Source organism: Arthrobacter sp. zg-Y895, assembly GCF_020731025.1.
Classification (GTDB): domain Bacteria; phylum Actinomycetota; class Actinomycetes; order Actinomycetales; family Micrococcaceae; genus Arthrobacter_B.
On sequence record NZ_JAJFZY010000012.1, the window covers coordinates 85,957 to 103,626 of the forward strand.

Sequence of the window (17,670 nt, forward strand, 5' to 3'; positions counted from 1 at the left end):
CTCAGTTACAGGGGGCGGAACCGGCCGTAGGCAGGATCAACGGTTTCCGGGTCCATTCCCATCAGGATCGCCAGCTGCTCCACGATGACGTCATGCACCAGCTCGCTGACGGGCACCAGGGAGCGGGCAGAGGTTTCGACGGCGTGCCGGTAGATGGTGATGACCGGCGGCCGGTTCGGCGCGGAGGCTGTCCCGGCGCCCAGCGGAATGGGTCCGCCGGAACGCGCCAGCTCCTCAAGTCCGGGAGGGATCTCCTCGACCACGAACTGGTAGGACTGGATCCGTTCGCCCCAGAGCCGTTCCAGTCGCTGCGCTGATTCCAGTACCCATTCGTCGAAACGTTCCGCGCGAGTGCGGGCACCGGCCAGATGCGGCGGGATCACGTCTCCCCGCAGGCCGCGCCCGTGCCGGTTGCGCCGCCGTTGCCGGAAGGACCGCGCCGGCGCACCGGGGGAGGAGGCGGCTGCGGCATTCGACTCATCATCGAGGCGCACCCGGAATGAAGATCCCATGGACATGTAAGAACTCTAACCGCTGGCCCCAGCCCCGGGGACCCCTTATTTTTTTGGGCAACCGTCTTACGTCGCAGCCGGGCCCGGGGCCGCGGCTCCGGCGCGCCTGCACGGGCGCCGCGCAGGGAACGGGTAAAGTGATCCTCCGTGGAATCCTTACGCCAGTGCTCCCGGTCAGCCTGCCGCCATCCGGCGGTAGCTACGCTGACCTACGTATACGCCGATTCCACTGCAGTGCTTGGCCCGCTGGCCACGTACGCCGAGCCGCATTGTTACGATTTGTGTGCCGGCCACTCCGCCCGGCTTACCGCACCGCTGGGATGGGAACTCGTCCGCCTGAACCTGGAGGGCCAGCCCCGGACTCCGACCAGTGATGAACTCTCCGCTTTGGTGGACGCCGTACGTGAACAGGCGGCGAAGGCTACGGAAGAGGACGGCACGGAGCCGCAGCGCAGCGGAAAGCACACCCTGGAGCCACCCGCCGAAACCCCCGGGACCCGCCGGGCGCACCTGAAGGTGCTGCGCGAACAGAACTAGGCACCGCCCTGCGCCTTGGTACCTGCCTCCCAGGCGCTAGGCTTGGCTGTGATGCGCCGCCCACCGCGGCACCCGATTTCAAGGAAGTGCTGTATCAATGGCCAATCTGACAGCCGGACTCCTCGATGTCCTGCGTTGCCCTGCCACCGGATCCGTCCTCGTCCAGGACGGTGACGAACTCGTTTCGACCGTTCCCGACGCAAGCGGCGAACCGGTGCGGTACCACGTGGAAGAAGGAATTCCGGTTCTGCTGAAGGCCGCCGCCACTCGGCAGGAGGGCTAACCGCCCGGACCCGCCGCGAACCCGTGAGGATTCCAGCGTGAGCATTGACTTCAAAGTAGCCGACCTTTCCCTCGCCGAAGCCGGACGCCACCAGATCCGCCTGGCCGAACACGAGATGCCAGGCCTGATGGCGCTGCGGCGCGAGTACGGTCCAAGCCAGCCGCTGGCCGGTGCCCGAATCGCCGGGTCCCTGCACATGACTGTGCAGACCGCCGTGCTGATCGAGACGCTGACGGCCTTGGGCGCTGAAGTCCGCTGGGCGTCCTGCAACATCTTCTCCACGCAGGACGAAGCCGCTGCTGCCGTGGTGGTAGGCGGGGGAACGGCGGCCGAACCTGCAGGCGTTCCCGTCTTCGCCTGGAAGAACGAGTCACTCGAGGATTACTGGTGGACCGCCGAGCAGATCCTTACCTGGCCCGAAGGATCCGGCGGCCCGAATATGATCCTCGACGACGGCGGTGACGCCACCCTCCTGCTGCACAAGGGCGTGGAGTTCGAAGCGGCGGGGTATGTACCGGAAAACCCGCAGGACGGCGACGAGGACTACTCCTACGAGTCCACCGTGATCCTCGACCGTCTGCGGCGCAGCCTGGCGGAGCATCCGGGGAAGTGGACCCAAATTGCAAAGGGCATCCGGGGCGTCACGGAGGAAACCACCACCGGTGTGCTGCGCCTCTACCAGCTGGCAGCCGAAGGCAAGCTGCTGTTCCCGGCCATCAACGTCAACGACTCCGTCACCAAGTCCAAGTTCGACAACAAATACGGCATCCGGCATTCCCTTCCGGACGGATTGAACCGTGCCACTGACACGCTTATCGGCGGCAAGGTTGCCGTGGTCTGCGGCTACGGCGACGTCGGCAAGGGTGCGGCGGAGGCACTTCGCGGGCAGGGCGCCCGGGTGATCGTCACGGAAATCGACCCCATCTGCGCGCTGCAGGCGGCGATGGACGGCTACCAGGTGGCGAAGCTGGAATCCGTGCTGGCGCAGGGCGATATTTTCATCACCACCACCGGCAACAAGGACATCATCATGGCCAGGCACATGGCCGCCATGAAGCACCAGGCCATCGTCGGCAACGTCGGCCACTTCGACAACGAGATCGATATGGCCGGACTCGCCCGGGTTCCCGGAATCCGCAAGGTCGAGATCAAGCCGCAGGTCCATGAATGGGTGTTCGACGAAGGCACTGACGCGCAGCGCAGCATCATTGTGCTCTCCGAAGGGCGGCTGTTGAACCTCGGCAACGCCACCGGCCATCCGTCCTTTGTGATGAGCAATTCCTTCGCGAACCAGACCATTGCGCAGATTGAGCTGTTCACCAGGCACGGCGACGGGACCTACGCCAACCAGGTCTACGTGCTGCCCAAGGTCCTGGACGAAAAGGTGGCCCGCCTGCACCTGTCCGCCCTCGGCGTCGAACTGACCGAGCTCACCAAGAGCCAGGCGGACTATCTGGGCGTCGACGTGGCCGGGCCCTTCAAGCCCGAGCATTACCGGTACTGACTGCCCGGGCTCAGTCGCTGAACGGCATCCGGTGCAGCCGTTCGGCCAGGGCCCGGGACTGCCACCGTTGGCGGTCCAGCCGGACGTAATCGCGGTCCCGGCGCTCGGCGACGACCGCCCGGAGGTAGGCCTCCGGATGCGTGCCCGGCGGCGGCTGCGGGGATACGTACGCAGTGGTTTCCGAGGCAAGTTCGGATGCAAGCGCTACTCTGGCCGTTCCGGTCATGTGTCCGCTCTGCGCCAGGAAGCGGGAGATGCGGCGGGCCAACCCGTCGGGCAGGCGGCCGATATCGGCCAGGTCCGCCCAGCCGGCAAGCTCAGGGGGAGCCGCGACCAGTTCCGGCAGCGGTGCCACCACCCGGTCCCGCAGGGCGTAGGTGCCGGCCATGAGGTCCCCGAGGCGCTTGGACTTGTCATTGAACAACGCCACCATGAAGGCCAGCGAACCGGCGAGCATGTAGATCTCCAGTACCGCGGTGAACGCCCGGATGAAGGCGTGCCGGAACCGCACCGAACCGCCGTCGTCGCGGACAATCCGCAGCCCCATGACCAGCCGGCCGAGCGACTTTCCCCGCGTCAGGGTTTCCACCGCCGCCGGGACCAACACAAACAGCAGCACCACAAGGCTCAGCGACAATGCCTGTGCCAGGGCCGGGTCCGACGACGCGACGGCCTGCGCAACGAGCAGCATCAAGCCGATAAACACGAGGACCTGGGCGATGACGTCGATGAGGGCGCTGACCATCCGCGCGGCGAAGCCGGCAGGACGGAGTTCAAGGACTACCGCTTCGCCGGTGACAATGCTGCTCATTCGTGTCCTCCTGAAGTGATGGGGACTACTGTACCGACCCGTTAGGGTGTAACCGTGGACCTCGATGCCTTCACTGCCGTGCACAGCGATGACTGGAAACGCCTCGACGAGCTGGCTGCCCGCCGCCGCTTAAGCGGCCCGGAAGCGGACGAACTGCTTCGGCTTTACCAGCGCGCCTCCACCCATCTTTCCATCGTGCGCTCGGTGGCCCCGGAAGGAACGCTTTCCGCCTCCCTCTCCATGCGCCTGTCCCGCGCCCGGACCCGGTTCACCGGCAGCCGGTCCAACTTCATGGAGGACCTGGCGAACTTTTTCGTTTTCTCCCTCCCCGCCGCCTTTTACCGCGTGCGCTGGCTCACCGTTGCGATAGGTGCAGCCTTCGTCCTGGTGGCCTGGCTGACCGGTTTCTGGGCCGTCAATACGCCGGGGGTGCTGGCAGCAGTGGGGTCGGACGAAGAGGTCCGACGCTATGTCGAAGAGGACTTCGTCAACTACTACTCCGAAAATCCGGCGGCGTCGTTCTCCGGCATGGTCTGGACCAACAATGCCTGGATCGCCGTCCAAGCGGTCGCGTTCGGCATCACCGGACTGTGGGTGCCCTGGATCCTGTACCAAAACGCCGTCAGCGTGGGCGTGTCCGCGGGCATGATGGCAGCACACGGCCGCCTGGACGTGTTTTTCACCTATATCCTGCCGCACGGATTCATGGAACTAACCGCCATTTTCATTGCCTCAGCCGCCGGGCTGCGGATTTTCTGGGCTTTCGCTGCACCCGGGCGGCGTTCCCGGATGACCGCCGTGGCGCAGGAGGGACGTTCCCTGATGACGGTTGCCCTTGGCCTGGTAGTGGTCCTGTTTGTCTCGGGACTGGTTGAGGGCTTCGTTACACCCAGCCCCCTGCCGGCCTGGCTGCGCCTGACCATCGGGTTCGGAGTATTTGCGGCGTACTGGGCGTACACGCTCATTCTTGGCGGAAGGGCCTACCGGGCCGGTCACCGAGGTGACCTGTCGGCGCGCGACGCCGGAGTGTATCTGCGTACGGCCTAGCCGCGGGGTGGCGTGCGGCCCACCCGGTGCTGTCCCGGTAGGGTCGAGTGTAAGACCAGCGGAGAACAGTTCAGGGAAGTGAAAGAGGAAGCAGTGGCAAGTCAGGACGAAACCCCCACGCATCGATCGACGGCCGGAGGGGAGCCGCTCAACGGAACCGAGGCTTCAGTGCCGCCGCAGGGGAGTGCCCCCAACGGATCGGGCTCCCACGCCGCTACTGCCCCGGAACCCGCCGGGACCAGTGAACACGCCGACTGGGACGCGGAGTTCGATAACCTCACCGCATCCCAGCGGGCGGATGCCGATGCGGAGGCTGCAGCAGATGAGGCAGGCGACGCACCCGTAGACGCCGAAGAGCCGGACGTCGAAGAGCCGGACGTCGAGGATGTCGAGCGGACCCCGGAGGCGCCGGAGCAGCTCGAGGACCCGAAAGATCCGGAGGGCCCGGAGGACGTTGAAGACGCTGACCTCGGGAACCGGGAAGCGGCTGAGAGCCCGGCTGCGTCCGGAAACCGTGATGCAGCGGGAACTGCCGGCACCGGTGGAACCGTCCCGGGCGGGCATCCGAAGGTTGCCCAGCGCAGCCAGCTTCCCATGCGCCGGGCCAGCACCCTGCCCGACCTGAGCGGTTATTCCTCCACCGACGACGACGACGACACCGACGACGCCGTCGACGCCGGCCCCGAGGACAGGGACCGCGCGGGTGGGGAAACGGCGGCAGCATCCGCTGAAACGTCATCCGGCGCGGTGGAAGCAGGGGAGGGCCGGCCGCATGCCGCGCCCTCCGGAGCGCATGAAGCCGGCCGGCATGAAGCCGACGGGTCCGGAGACTCCGAAACTGACTCCATAACTGACTCCGAAACGACGCCGGAGCGCGAACCGGAAACGTCCGACGCCGTCGACGGCGAAGTACAGGACGGCACTGCCGCGGAGACCACCGAGTCCACAAAGACTGCCGTCACACCGGTTATTGCCCACTCAGCCGAGACGGAGAGCGGGACGGAGCCAGCCATTGACAGGGCGGACCACGCCGACGACGTCGACCCGGCACTGGCTGAAGCGCAGCGCCGTGCACAGGAACGGGAGAAGGCAGCAGCGGGCAAGCCCGTCCTGGCCCGTGTCCTGCAGGTCATGATTGCCGTGTTCTTCCCGGTCATGGTGCTGGCCGCGGCCATCCGTGCCGTCGCGACGCCCCTGTTCCTGTGGGCGGAGTACCATCGGCCCGGTTTCCCGGCAGACAGTTACGGCTTCTCCACCGATGACCGGATGACCTACGGTTCCTACGCCGTGGACTACCTGCTCAACTTCAGCGGCTCCCGGTATCTGGGGGACCTGGTCGGGGACGGCGGGGAACCGCTGTACCTGGCCAGCGAAGTCAGCCACATGGCCGACGTCAAAACGGTGCTGACGGTGGCCTTCATCGCTGCGACAGTGATGGCGGTCCTGAGCCTCTTCGCCGCGCTTTATCTGCGCCGCCGCAGCCCGGGCGGCATCCGCCGGTCGCTGTTCTCCGGTGCGGTGGTCACACTGGTCCTGGTGGCGGCACTGGTCGTCCTCGCCGTTCTGGGCTGGGAACAGTTCTTCACCCAGCTGCATACCGTCTTCTTCGCGAACGGGAACTGGACCTTCCGGCTGGATGACACGCTGATCCGGCTCTTCCCGGCCCAGTTCTGGATGGACGCCGGGATCACCATTGCCGCGCTGGTGCTGCTCACCTGCGTTGTCGTGCTGGTCTGCTGCTGGCCGACCCGGGCACGCCGGGAACGCGTTCAGCAGGCCCGGGAAGACGCCCGCCGCCGTTACGCAGAGTCCCTCGAAGCACTCTAGGTCGAGCACCGGCAGTCCCGCAGCATAAAAATCCCCCGTACCGGTATCGGTACGGGGGATTTTTACTGCCGCTGTGCCTACTTGGCGTAGAGCTTGTCGACCTCGTCGGAGTAATCCGCAATCACCGCATTGCGGCGCAGCTTCAGCGTGGCCGTGAGATGGCCCGATTCCAGGGTGAAATCCTTGGGCAGCACGGTGAACTTGCGGATCTGTTCGGCCCGGGACACCGTTGCATTGGCGGCGTCGACTGACTCCTGCAGCAGCTGCTGCACCCGGGGATCCTCCGCAGCAACACCGTCCGGGGCGCCGTTCTCCCGGCTCCAGGCGGCGAGGGCCTCCTCGTCCAGGGTGATCAGGGCGGACACGAACGGGCGGCCTTCGCCCACCACGATGGCCTGTGAGACCAGCCGGTTCTCCCGGATCTTTTCTTCCAGCGGGCCGGGGGCCACGTTCTTGCCACCGGCTGTGACCAGCAGGTCCTTCTTGCGGCCGGTGATGCGCAGGAAACCGTCGTCGTCCAGAACGCCTACGTCGCCGGTCTTGAACCACTCGCCCTCGAAGGCGTCCGCAGTAGCTTCAGGGTTGCGGTGGTAGCCCTTGAAGACCACGGCTCCGCGGACCAGGACCTCGCCGTCGTCGGCAATCCGGATGGTGGTGCCCGGCATGGGCAGGCCGACCGATCCCACCCGCGTGCGGGTTGCCTGGTTGACGCTTGCCGGGGCGGTGGTTTCGGTCAGGCCGTAGCCCTCCAGCACCGTGACCCCGCAGCCGCGGAAGAAGTGCGCGAGCATCGGGCTCAGCGCGCTGGCACCGGAGATGGCGAAGGCAGCGTTTCCGCCAAGGACCGCACGTACCTTCGGGTAGAAGAGCCGTTCAAACAGCTTGTGCTTTACGGTCAGCGCCACCGACGGGCCGCGGCCGCCGCGGGCGGCCGAGTCCTGCGCCTCGGAGTAGGCAATGGCGGTGGCGGCGGCAGCCTCGAAGGCCTTGCCCTTGCCGGCGGCTTCGGCCGAAGCCTGGGCGCCGGTGTAGATCTTCTCGAAGATCCGCGGCACGGCCAGCAGGAACGTGGGAGAGAAGGACTTGAGGTCCGACATCAGGTCGGACGCACTGCGGGAATGGCCCACCTTGACGCCCGCGTGCAGGCAGCCCACCTGGACCGCGCGCGCCAGCACATGCGCCAGCGGCAGGAACATCAGCGTGGTCGGGTTGGGGACCTTCAGCATTTCCGGCAGGACTTCAATGACGTTGACGCCGAAGAGGGCAAAATTGCCGTGCGTGATTTCGCAGCCCTTGGGCCGCCCGGTGGTTCCGGAGGTGTACACCATGGACGCGGTGTCACTGAGGTTCGCGGTACTGCGGGCCGTTTCCAGCGTGTCGTCGCTGACACTGCTTCCCGCGGCGGTGAGGCCGGTGAACGTGTCGGCGCCGTCGCCGTCGTTCATCAGCCAGATGGAGAATTCCCCTTCAAGGGCGGAAGCGGCGGCCAGCACGATGTCGGCCTTACGTGCGTCCTCCACGAACACGTGCCGGGCACCGGAATCCTTGAGGATCCACTCGACCTGGGAGGGGGAGGAGGTTTCGTAGATCGGGATGGTGACGGCCCCCGCGAACCAGTTGGCCATATCCGCCACGGTCCACTCGTAGGAGGTCCGGGACATGACGGCAACGCTGTCGCCGGGACGGACACCGGATCCGATCAGGCCTTTGGCCAGCCGGGTAACTTCTGCGAGGAACTGCGCGGCGGTGATGTCTTCCCAGCTGTCGCCGTTCTTGACCGCGTACAGGACGCGGGCGGGATCTTTTCGATGCATTTGGAGCAGGAGATCCGTAACATTCGAATCTTCGGGAAGGCTAACCAGGAGGTCAGTGGCGGACTCGCGCACTTATGACCCTCTCTTTCTGTGCGTTGAGCACATGGGTAATGAGACTAAATCCAGCTGGGCATCCACATACGCAGCCGCCAGCCAGAATACGGGATGGTTTCCGCTGTCCAGACCGGCAGGAAATATGCCGAGAGCGCCAGGACCCCCGCGACGAAGCAGCCGGTAAGCAGGATGCCGATCCGCCGGCGCTGTGGACTGTCCCCGGGCCGGCCGAGTATCAGGCCCAGCACGTAGACCAAGGCGAGGACGAGGAACGGTTCAAAGGACACCGCATAGAAGAAGAAAGTTGTCCGTTCAGGATAGGCGAACCACGGAAGGTATCCAGCCGCCACTCCGGACAGCACCGCACCGGCCCGCCAGTCCCGCCGGCCAGCCCAATAGAACAGCACTACCAGCAGCGACAGGGCGGCAGCCCACCAGATCAGGGGATTGCCAACGGAGGTGACCGCCGTGGAGCAGCTCTCCGCGGCGCAGCCGGCGTCGCCTTCGGCAGAGGACTCGTAGAAGAACGACGTGGGGCGGCCCATGAACAGCCAGGTCCAGGCGGTGGAGGAGTAGCTGTGCTCCGAACTGAGTCCGTTGTGGAAGGCATAGGCGCTGCGGTGGTACTCGGCCAGTGAACGCAGCGGAGCAGGAACCCAGCTCCAGCCTTCGTCCGGGTTCTCCTCGGCCCACTGCCGGTTGTACGCGTCGTCGGACAACAGCCACCCGCTCCAGCTGGCCACGTAGGTGATCAACGCGGCCGGGATGATCGTGAGGAACGCCGGCACGCCGTCCCGGAACAGGGCGCTTTCCCACTGGCGAACGCCTGCCACGCGCCGGGCGCCGACATCCCAGAGGACAGTCATCAGCCCGAAGACGGCAACGAAGGCCAGGGCTGACCACTTGGTGCCTACAGCCAGGCCGAGGCAGACGCCGGCAACGATCCGCCAGGGGCGCCAGAGCAGCCACGGCCCGTACAGCAGTGCCCCGCCGCCGGAGTCTGGGCGGTCCGGCTCGCCCGCACGGCCGGCGCCGGCCGTGCGGGCGAGGGCACGTGCCAGCCGCAGCCGGCCGTCCCTTCGGTCCAGCAGGAGCGCGCCGAACGCGGCCACAACCCAGAACGTCAGGAAGACATCCAACAGGGAGGTGCGGGAATGGACCAGATGGTGCCCGTCCACGGCCAGGAACAACCCGGCCAGGGCGCCGAGAGTCACCGAGGAGAACAACCGTGCGGCAATGAGCCCCAGGAGCAGGACCGTAAGGGCGCCGGTCAGCGCGGCGCCGAAGCGCCAGCCGAAGGAATTGTCCGATCCGAAAAGTGCCATCCCGAAAGCGATCATCCATTTGCCGACAGGCGGATGCACCACATATTCGGGCTCATCGAGCAGGACTTGGGGCTGGCCCGCAGCAAAGGAGTCGTTTGCATCTTCGGGCCAGGCACGTTCATAGCCGGACTGCAGCAGCGAGTAGGCGTCCTTGACGTAGTAGGTCTCGTCAAACACCAGGGCACCGGGCTCACCCAGGCGGGTGAAGCGCAGCACACCGCCCAGTACCGCCATCATCAGCGGCAGGATCCAGCCGGCCGCCCCCAGCGGAACCAGGCTGCTGCCCAGCAGGCGGTTCCGCAGGGCATCGAAGGTGAAAGCATGCTGAGGGGACTCGACCGGGGCCGGTGCCTCGCGGCGGGTCGTCGAGGAACCGGAGAGACTCACGCGCACCACTCTATAGCCTGTCGCGTAGGGTTAGAGGGTGGACTCGAGCAAGGTAACAGGCAGCATGACAGGCACCAGGGCAAGCACCATGGCAGGCACCGCGAACAACGACGCCGCAGGGCCGGGGCAGATTGTCCTGGCGGCAACACCCATCGGCAATATGGGCGATGCAACCAACCGGCTGATCGGATTGCTGGAAAGCGCCGACATCATTGCCGCGGAGGACACCCGGCGCCTGCACCGGCTGGTAAGCGCCCTCGGCATCACCACGCGGGGCCGGATCATCAGCTACCACGAGCACAACGAAGCTTCCCGCACTGCCGATCTGCTGGAGATGGTCCGCGGCGGCGCCACCCTCCTGATGGTGACCGATGCCGGCATGCCCGCCGTATCCGACCCAGGCTTCCGCCTGGTGGAGGCTGCAGCCGCCGAAGGGCTGACCGTCACCGCCGCCCCCGGACCCTCAGCGGTGTTGACCGCGCTGGCCCTTTCCGGCCTGCCGACGGACCGCTTCTGCTTCGAAGGCTTCCTTCCCCGGAAGCCCGGGGAACGCAGCAGCCGGCTCGCGAAGCTGGCCGGCGAGCAGCGGACCATGGTGTTCTTCGAGGCTCCGCACCGCCTTGAACCCATGCTGCGTGCCCTGGACGCCGCCTTCGGCGGGGACCGCCGCGCCGCCGTCGCCCGAGAGCTCACCAAGCTGCATGAACAGGTACTGCGCGGGCCCCTGCGCGAGCTGCTGGAATGGGCGGAAGCCGGGGATGTGCGCGGCGAAATCGCCGTGGTGGTGGAAGGCGCACCGGACGCCGCGCCGGAACAGGCGGCGGACCACGTGGCCGCCGTCAATTCCCTGGTGGAGCAGGGCATCCGGCTTAAGGACGCCGTCGCCGCCGTGGCCGAGGATGCCCGGATCAGCAAGCGCGAACTGTATTCGGCGGTGCTGGAAGCGCGCAGCTAAGCACTCCGGCCCGGGACAACGCCGCGGGAACGCTGGGCAGATGCACAGTAGTTGCCGGGGAAGGTAGTGCATACCCGCATTTACAGGCAGTGCAGCCGAAGCCTACGGTTTAGTGAGACCACGGGCACGCCGCCCGCGGCGGTTCCGATGATTTTGGAGGCATTCCCTATGGGTATTCCCGCAGACCGTGAAGCCGAACTCCTGGCGCAGGTCCCCACCGGCCTGCTGATTGACGGCCAGTGGCGGGAGGCATCCGGCGGCCGCACGTTCGACGTCGAAGATCCCGCCACCGGCAAGGTGCTGATGAGCATTGCCGATGCCTCCACGGAAGACGGTGCGCTGGCCATGGACGCCGCCGCAGCCGCACAGGATGCCTGGGCGCGGACGGCACCCCGCGAACGCGGGGAAATCCTGCGCCGAGCCTTTGAACTGGTGACGGAACGCGCCGAGGACTTCGCCCTGCTGATGACGCTGGAAATGGGGAAGCCGCTGGCGGAAGCCCGCGGCGAGGTAGTGTACGGCGCGGAGTTCCTGCGCTGGTTCTCCGAGGAAGCCGTCCGGGTTTCCGGGCGCTACAGCACCGCTCCCGACGGTAAATCCCGGCTGCTGGTGAACAAGAAGCCGGTGGGGCCGTGCCTGCTGATCACCCCCTGGAACTTCCCGCTGGCCATGGCCACCCGCAAGATCGCCCCCGCTGTGGCGGCCGGCTGCACCATGGTGCTCAAGCCCGCCAAGCTGACCCCCCTGACCTCCCAGCTCTTCGCGGCCGTCATGATGGAAGCCGGGCTGCCTGCCGGGGTGCTGAACGTTGTCTCCACCACCTCTGCCGGGGACGTCACCGGGCCCATCCTCAAGGATTCCCGTTTGCGGAAGGTTTCCTTCACCGGTTCCACGCCCGTAGGCCAGGGCCTGATCCGGGATGCAGCCGAGAACGTCCTGCGGACCTCCATGGAGCTCGGCGGAAACGCCCCCTTCATTGTTTTCGAGGACGCAGACCTGGACAAAGCCGTGGAAGGCGCCATGACCGCAAAGCTGAGGAACATGGGCGAGGCCTGCACGGCGGCAAACCGCTTCATCGTCCAGGACACGGTGGCGCAGGAGTTCGCAGAGAAGTTTGCGGCACGGGTGGGTGCCATGACTACCGGCCGGGGTACCGAAGAGGACACCAAGATCGGGCCGCTGATTGACGCCAAGTCGCGGGACAAGGTGCATGCCCTCGTCAGCGAAGCGGTCGACGGCGGCGCAGTGGCACTGGTCGGCGGGGAACCCGTGGACGGACCGGGCTACTTCTACCGCCCCACGGTCCTGCAGAACGTTGCCCCGGATGCCCGGATCCTGAAGGAAGAAATCTTTGGTCCGGTGGCACCGATCGTCACTTTCTCCACTGAAGACGAAGCCGTGGCGCTCGCCAACAACACCGAATACGGATTGGTGTCCTACGTCTTCACCCGGGATTTGAACCGCGGACTGCGGATCGGCGAAAAGCTGGAATCCGGCATGCTGGGACTCAACGCCGGAGTGGTTTCCAACGCCGCCGCACCGTTTGGCGGAGTCAAGCAGTCCGGGCTGGGCCGCGAGGGCGGTGCCGAAGGCATCGAGGAATACCTTTACACGCAGTACATCGGGATCGCCGACCCCTACGCCGGGTAGGTAACCGCCAAAAAGGAACCCAGTGACGCCGCCGGTGTCACTGGGTTCCTTTTTGCCGCTTTTCGGTGCAGGTGGGTGCAGTCGTGCCAGGGTGCTCAGTCGTGCCGAAACCGCATGGCCAGCGACGGCGGGAGGAACCGCGCGTGCAGCTGCCCGAACAGGCTGGTGCCGCTCCGCAGCTCGTCCTGCACTGTTTCGAGGTCCGCCCATGTCGGGGCGGCTCCCCGTCCGCCGCGGCCCGCCCCGGCGTAGGCCTCTTCCTCGAATGCGAGACGGATGCGGGTCAGGGCTTCCTCCGCCTGCGGGGAGAAGCCGGCCTCGCCTGCCAACCGGCGGGCGTACGTCCGGGGAGTGTCGGAGGTCCGGCCGGGATACCCGTAATCGATGCCCAGATCCGCTATTTCGTCCCAGGCCGGTCCAGAACGGGAGCCATCCGCGGCGGCCTTCCGCCGTCGGGCCGCACGGCGTCGCCGCATCGCCCAGGGCATCAGCAGTGCAGCCACTGCCGCCAGTGTTCCGAGGACAGCGCCCAGCCACGCCGTCGTGCCCGTGTCGCCGGCTTCGAGCACGGTTTCGGGTGCCAGCGGAGCTTCCGCCTGCGGGACGGCCGGCGCCGTCGCAAGCGCGTCAGGGACCCGGGGATCGTCGTCGTCGTGAATAGTGGCACTGCCCGGCGTCCGCTGCTGCTGGGCGTAGTCCGGCACCGATCCGCGGGAAGGGGTGGGCTCGAAGCGGACCCAGCCGGCTCCTTCGAAATACAGTTCGGGCCACGCATGGGCGTCCGTGGAATCGACTTCGAACTCGCGCAGCGGTTCTCCGTTGGGGCCGGTCCCGTCCGGGGTCTCGCCGGTGGCCTGGCCGGGGGCGTATCCCAGGGCCATCCGGCTGGGGATGCCCTCCTGCCGGGCCATCACGGCCATGGCTGCGGCGAAATGCACGCAGTAGCCGCCCTTCCGCTCGAGGAATTCGGACAAGACCGAAATCCCGTTCCCGTCGTAGCCGCCCTCCACCGGTGCCTCCAGTGAATAGGTGAACTGCGGCCCGCGCAGATAACTCTGGATGGCCATGGCCTTGGCATACGGAGTGGCGGCGTCCCCGACTGCCTCCGCGGCTGCCTCGCGGATGTTTCCGGGCAGGTCTGCGGGCAGGTCCGTGAAAACGGGGTCCAGGCTTGTGGCGTCAGCCTCCGGAATCGCCGCCAGCTGCTCCGGCGTGAACTCGGCCGCGATACTCAGCACCTGGTAATCCTGCCGTGCTGCGCCGTCGGAATCGTCGTCCAGCACGGTCATGGTCTTGGGATCCCAGGACCAGCTTCCCTCGGCACCGGTAACGCCCAGCGGATAGTAGGGGGCCAACAGCCAAGGACTCGCATACGTGTTGGAGCTGATCCGCGTTACCACCGCCTCGGCCTGGCTTCCCCTCGGCGTTACGTAGGCGCCGCCCGACATGGTTGCCACGCCCTCCCGGCGTTCGTCCTCGCGCACATCGGGAGCCCAGCGGCTTCCGGAAAAATCCTCCAAGGTAGTGGAGCGGAGATACACGGGTTCGACCGACGAGGTTGCGTAGGTGATCCGGCCTGCGGACTGGGGTTGGCGCAGGTCATTGCCCAACGTGACTATGGGGTTCAGCCCGGTGCTGCCGGAAAAGAAATTGAATCTGGTGCCTTCCGGGAAGGCGCCGCCGTTGAATCCCGGCAACACCGGAGGCAGCAGGAGCGCCAATGCCAGGGCAGATGCCGAAACTGCCGTTCCGCGTGCCAGCCAGGTCCGCGGGATGCCGGGTCGGTGCTGTTCCCTGAGGGCACTAACCGTGAGCAACAGCAGGTATCCGACCGCTGCGAGGAAGAAATATCCTGCTCCCAGGCTCGCGGGTTTCAGCACTGCGGGGATCAGCAGCACTGCAAAGAGGCCCAGCCCGGCCGTTGCCGGCATCCGCAGTGTGGCTGCCAGAGTATCCGTCAGGACGGCTACCAGCCCGATGCCGGCACAGCACAGGAACAGGATGCCGGGCAATGGCTGCACGGGGGTGACTTCGGTGAGGACAACCGTCCGCGCCTCGGCCAACAGTGCATCCGCCCGGGCAAGGGTGCCCGGCCCGGGCAGGAAGCCCAGGAACGACGCCGATGAAGCGAACAGCCACGTCAGGGTGCACGCCAGGACAGCCATTCCTGCCACGGGAACCAGAGGCTGCGGCACCTTCAGCCGCCGTGCACCTGCGGTGGCCGCCAGCGGGACGAGGACGGCGAAGAAAAGCGGCGGCAGCCAGGACCAGCCTTCGATGACCCCGTGCACGCTGAGCGAACAAAGCAGGACCGCCAGCGCTCCTGCCCCGGCTACCGCAAGGTTGGCCGGTCGGCGGTCGCCCGGGGGTGCCGGGTCAGCGTCCTGCAGGTGGCCGGACGCCGGTGCGGCCTCCGGGCGGCTTAGCAGGGCACTCATACCCGCCCCCCGGCGGCGTGGACGCCCTGCGGGTCGCGGTCAAGGAGGGACCAGGCCGTGGGTACCGGAGTTGCCGGTGTTACTGCCGCGGCAATCCATCCGGCCTCCCGCAGGATTTGCAGGACAGGACGCAGGGCGGCCGGCCGATCCGTAACCAGCAGCACCAGCGGTTGGCGGGCATACCGGGCAGCCGGAGCCAGCGTATGCGCCTGTGCAGTGTCGATCCGGCCGGCGACAACGAGCAGGGGGCCGGGCGCTTGGCCGGAAACGTCCAGCGCGGCAAAGGGGGCAGCGGCATCGGTGCCCCGGGGATGGGCCGCCGGCGCGGGCGGCGGAGATTCCAGGCCCAGGGCGGCCAACCCTTCGGCGAGGTTTTGTACCCCGTCAAACCCGCGGAAGTCGGTCTCGCCGCCGTCTACGGCAGACGGGGAACGGGCCAGCCCGGGCCGGGAGAGCTCGTCGGTGAAGCGCACGCCGTAGCCGGACTCGGAGAAGAAAACGGCGCAGGAAACCACAGCCGAAACCGCCCATTCGAATGTTTCCGAGGTCAGCAGCTCGCCGTTCTCGGGATTCAGCGGCGATCCGTCATCGTAGGAGGCCAGGCGCTGGTCCAGCACGATGGAAGCGGTCGGAGCGGTCACCGGTTCCTCCTGCCGGACCATCAACTCCCCGTGCCTGGCCGTCGCCGGCCAGTGCACCCGGCGCATGGGATCTCCATGGCGGTACTCGCGGGTGGAAGCATCATCTTCGCTGGGTGTTCCGCGGCGCCTGCTCGGCGCACTGCCGTCGGTGCCCATGGCACCGAACAGCGACGACGGCGGAAGCTCAAGCGGGGCCGGCGCCACTGCCAACCGGTCGGTTCCGCCCAGCGTGTGCATTGTCCGTGCCAGGCCCAGGGGATCGACGAAGTCCGCGGTTACGGGGCCGATGCCGTAGAGGCCGCGACGGCTCGACCGCAGGCGGTACTCATAGGTACTGGAGCCGTTCTCCGCCGCGTAACCGGACGGAAACCGGAACACCGGGCTGGGTCCGAAACGGAACGGCAGTCCCTCGCGTATGAGTGCTCCGGACGCAGGCGTTCCGCGGCTGAGCACCCGCAGCGATACCGTGGCCGCCGTGCCCGTTTCCACCAGCGGGGGAGAGAACGTCCGCTCGACCTCAAAGCCGGGTTTGAACAGGCGAAGCAGTGCTGCGGCCAGGACCGGCAGCGCGATGAGCAGGACAGCGAGTGCCAGCAGGTCCCGGCGGCCCAGGCTGATCGCACCAAGGAGCGCCACCGCCCCGGCACACGCCAGGCCCCAGCCGCGCGGGGTGAAAAACCTCGTAACGGATGAGGTGTCCATGGGAGCCTTTCGCTCGGCGGTGCGGACTCAGTGCGGACTCGGTGCGGCGGGAAACAGGCTCGGGCGAAACCGTCAGCGGAGGCTAGCGGTGCAGCCGCTGCGGTGTACCGGCGGACCGCGGAACCGGCACAGCCGCAATCATGGACGCAATAATGCTCGTGGCGCTGATCCCCGCTCCGGCGGCCTTGCGCTGCAACAGGAGCCGGTGGGCGAGGACGGGATCCGCCAGCCTCGTCACGTCGTCAGGCAGCACGAAATCCCGGCCTTCAAGCGCTGCATAGGCCTTGGCCGCACGGAGCAGCTGCAGGAGGGCCCGGGGGCTGGCACCCAGCCGGAGATCCGGGTGTTCACGGGTGGCCCGGCCCAGGGAAACCGTGTACTCCTTGACGGCGTCGGAAACGTAGATGTCGCGGACCCTGGCGATCATGGCCGAGGCCTCGCGTATTCCCACCACGGGGGTGATGCTGTCCAGGGGCGAGCCGGATTGATGGTTCCCAAGCATTTCCACTTCGGAACGCGCGTCCGGGTAGCCCAGGGAAAGCCGGGCCATGAACCTGTCCCGCTGCGCCTCGGGCAGGGGATAGGTCCCCTCCATCTCGATGGGATTCTGCGTGGCAACCACGATGAAGGGGGCCGAGAGCCGGTGGGTGCCGCCGTCGACGGTCACCTGGTGCTCCTCCATGCATTCCAGCAGAGCGGACTGGGTCTTTGCGGAAGCCCGGTTGATTTCATCGGCGATGACCACGTTGGCGAACACCGGGCCCTGACGGAATTCGAACCGGTGGCTGTCCTGGTTATAGATGGACACACCGGTGACATCAGACGGAAGCAGATCCGGGGTGAACTGGATACGGCTGACTGTGCAGTCAATGGTCCGGGCAAGCGTCTTTGCGAGCATCGTCTTGCCGACCCCGGGAACGTCTTCGAGCAGCACATGCCCCTCGGCAAGCAGGACCGTCAGCACCAGCCGGGCCGCGTCCTCCTTGCCGTCAATCACCGTATTCACGGCGGCCAGGATCCCCTCTGCCGCTTCGGAGAAGGATTCGGCGTCGACCGTGGCGGGAGGGGAATGGAGCGTGGTGGCCGATGGCCGGGAAGGAAAGCCGTTAAGGGACGCTGCGGCGGCAGACGGGATCGGAGCGTCCATGGACACCTTCCATACTCGGCGGTTGCAGCTGCAGCA

General features: G+C 66.8%; 14 protein-coding genes. 7 read left to right on the top strand and 7 right to left on the bottom strand.

Annotated elements, in window-relative coordinates; genetic code table 11:
• Positions 1-5: 5 nt before the first annotated feature.
• Positions 6-518, bottom strand: a complete 513-nt coding sequence (locus LJ760_RS15780; RefSeq protein WP_227924273.1) for a metallopeptidase family protein — start codon at positions 516-518, stop codon at positions 6-8.
• A 141-nt stretch (positions 519-659) separates the two neighbouring features.
• On the opposite strand from LJ760_RS15780, the gene LJ760_RS15785 reads away from it, so the two are divergent.
• The 3 genes from LJ760_RS15785 (at position 660) to ahcY (ending at position 2,836) form a co-directional block, all read left to right on the top strand.
• The gene (locus LJ760_RS15785) at positions 660-1,049 is read left to right on the top strand and encodes a DUF3499 domain-containing protein (RefSeq protein WP_227924274.1); all 390 of its coding nucleotides are present in this window, start codon (positions 660-662) and stop codon (positions 1,047-1,049) included.
• A 97-nt stretch (positions 1,050-1,146) separates the two neighbouring features.
• Complete coding sequence (locus LJ760_RS15790) at positions 1,147-1,332, top strand: Trm112 family protein (protein ID WP_227924275.1); 186 nt, start codon at positions 1,147-1,149, stop codon at positions 1,330-1,332.
• Between the two features lie 37 nt (positions 1,333-1,369).
• Entirely contained in the window at positions 1,370-2,836 is a 1,467-nt protein-coding gene (ahcY, locus tag LJ760_RS15795; protein WP_227924276.1) for an adenosylhomocysteinase, read from the top strand.
• 10 nt (positions 2,837-2,846) lie between these two features.
• Here ahcY and LJ760_RS15800 read toward each other — a convergent pair whose 3' ends face one another.
• On the bottom strand, positions 2,847-3,647 hold the full coding sequence (locus tag LJ760_RS15800; protein ID WP_227924277.1) for an RDD family protein: 801 nt from the start codon (positions 3,645-3,647) through the stop codon (positions 2,847-2,849).
• A 54-nt stretch (positions 3,648-3,701) separates the two neighbouring features.
• Here LJ760_RS15800 and LJ760_RS15805 point away from each other — a divergent pair, with 54 nt between their 5' ends.
• Both LJ760_RS15805 and LJ760_RS17525 read left to right on the top strand, forming a co-directional pair.
• The gene (locus LJ760_RS15805; protein WP_227924278.1) at positions 3,702-4,694 is read left to right on the top strand and encodes a stage II sporulation protein M; all 993 of its coding nucleotides are present in this window, start codon (positions 3,702-3,704) and stop codon (positions 4,692-4,694) included.
• A 93-nt stretch (positions 4,695-4,787) separates the two neighbouring features.
• Positions 4,788-6,521, top strand: a complete 1,734-nt coding sequence (locus LJ760_RS17525) for a TIGR01906 family membrane protein (protein WP_331460735.1) — start codon at positions 4,788-4,790, stop codon at positions 6,519-6,521.
• 77 nt (positions 6,522-6,598) lie between these two features.
• On the opposite strand, the gene LJ760_RS15815 is transcribed toward LJ760_RS17525, so the two are convergent.
• Together LJ760_RS15815 and LJ760_RS15820 are read right to left on the bottom strand one after the other, a co-directional pair.
• Positions 6,599-8,407, bottom strand: coding sequence for an AMP-dependent synthetase/ligase (locus LJ760_RS15815; RefSeq protein ID WP_227924279.1), 1,809 nt, complete (start codon positions 8,405-8,407; stop codon positions 6,599-6,601).
• A gap of 44 nt (positions 8,408-8,451) precedes the next feature.
• The gene (locus tag LJ760_RS15820) at positions 8,452-9,951 is read right to left on the bottom strand and encodes a dolichyl-phosphate-mannose--protein mannosyltransferase (RefSeq protein ID WP_227924379.1); all 1,500 of its coding nucleotides are present in this window, start codon (positions 9,949-9,951) and stop codon (positions 8,452-8,454) included.
• Positions 9,952-10,165: 214 nt separating this feature from the next.
• On the opposite strand from LJ760_RS15820, the gene rsmI reads away from it, so the two are divergent.
• The gene (gene rsmI / locus LJ760_RS15825; protein ID WP_227924280.1) at positions 10,166-11,056 is read left to right on the top strand and encodes a 16S rRNA (cytidine(1402)-2'-O)-methyltransferase; all 891 of its coding nucleotides are present in this window, start codon (positions 10,166-10,168) and stop codon (positions 11,054-11,056) included.
• Between the two features lie 168 nt (positions 11,057-11,224).
• A complete protein-coding gene (locus LJ760_RS15830; protein ID WP_227924281.1) occupies positions 11,225-12,706 on the top strand; it encodes an NAD-dependent succinate-semialdehyde dehydrogenase in 1,482 nt (493 codons plus the stop codon).
• A 95-nt stretch (positions 12,707-12,801) separates the two neighbouring features.
• Here the strand turns inward: LJ760_RS15830 and LJ760_RS15835 are convergent, their stop codons facing one another.
• From LJ760_RS15835 to LJ760_RS15845, 3 genes are all read right to left on the bottom strand, one after another.
• Positions 12,802-15,144, bottom strand: a complete 2,343-nt coding sequence (locus tag LJ760_RS15835) for a transglutaminase family protein (RefSeq protein WP_227924282.1) — start codon at positions 15,142-15,144, stop codon at positions 12,802-12,804.
• Positions 15,141-16,487 carry a DUF58 domain-containing protein gene (locus LJ760_RS15840; protein WP_227924283.1) on the bottom strand — a complete coding sequence of 449 codons (1,347 nt, stop codon included), beginning with the start codon at positions 16,485-16,487 and terminating at the stop codon, positions 15,141-15,143. Before LJ760_RS15840 ends, LJ760_RS15835 begins: the two co-directional genes overlap by 4 nt.
• Before the next feature lie 82 nt (positions 16,488-16,569).
• Positions 16,570-17,634 carry an AAA family ATPase gene (locus tag LJ760_RS15845; protein WP_227924284.1) on the bottom strand — a complete coding sequence of 355 codons (1,065 nt, stop codon included), beginning with the start codon at positions 17,632-17,634 and terminating at the stop codon, positions 16,570-16,572.
• Between the last annotated feature and the right edge of the window lie 36 nt (positions 17,635-17,670).

What these genes read in the sequence shown, in the direction of transcription:
- LJ760_RS15845 (WP_227924284.1), bottom strand. Translation starts at nt 17,634, where the DNA reads ATGGACGCTCCGATCCCGTCTGCCGCCGCAGCGTCCCTTAACGGCTTT.
- LJ760_RS15790 (WP_227924275.1), top strand. Translation starts at nt 1,147, where the DNA reads ATGGCCAATCTGACAGCCGGACTCCTCGATGTCCTGCGTTGCCCTGCC.
- rsmI (WP_227924280.1), top strand. Translation starts at nt 10,166, where the DNA reads ATGACAGGCACCAGGGCAAGCACCATGGCAGGCACCGCGAACAACGAC.
- LJ760_RS15840 (WP_227924283.1), bottom strand. Translation starts at nt 16,487, where the DNA reads ATGGACACCTCATCCGTTACGAGGTTTTTCACCCCGCGCGGCTGGGGC.
- LJ760_RS15830 (WP_227924281.1), top strand. Translation starts at nt 11,225, where the DNA reads ATGGGTATTCCCGCAGACCGTGAAGCCGAACTCCTGGCGCAGGTCCCC.
- LJ760_RS15800 (WP_227924277.1), bottom strand. Translation starts at nt 3,647, where the DNA reads ATGAGCAGCATTGTCACCGGCGAAGCGGTAGTCCTTGAACTCCGTCCT.
- LJ760_RS15820 (WP_227924379.1), bottom strand. Translation starts at nt 9,951, where the DNA reads ATGATGGCGGTACTGGGCGGTGTGCTGCGCTTCACCCGCCTGGGTGAG.
- LJ760_RS15835 (WP_227924282.1), bottom strand. Translation starts at nt 15,144, where the DNA reads ATGAGTGCCCTGCTAAGCCGCCCGGAGGCCGCACCGGCGTCCGGCCAC.
- LJ760_RS15780 (WP_227924273.1), bottom strand. Translation starts at nt 518, where the DNA reads ATGTCCATGGGATCTTCATTCCGGGTGCGCCTCGATGATGAGTCGAAT.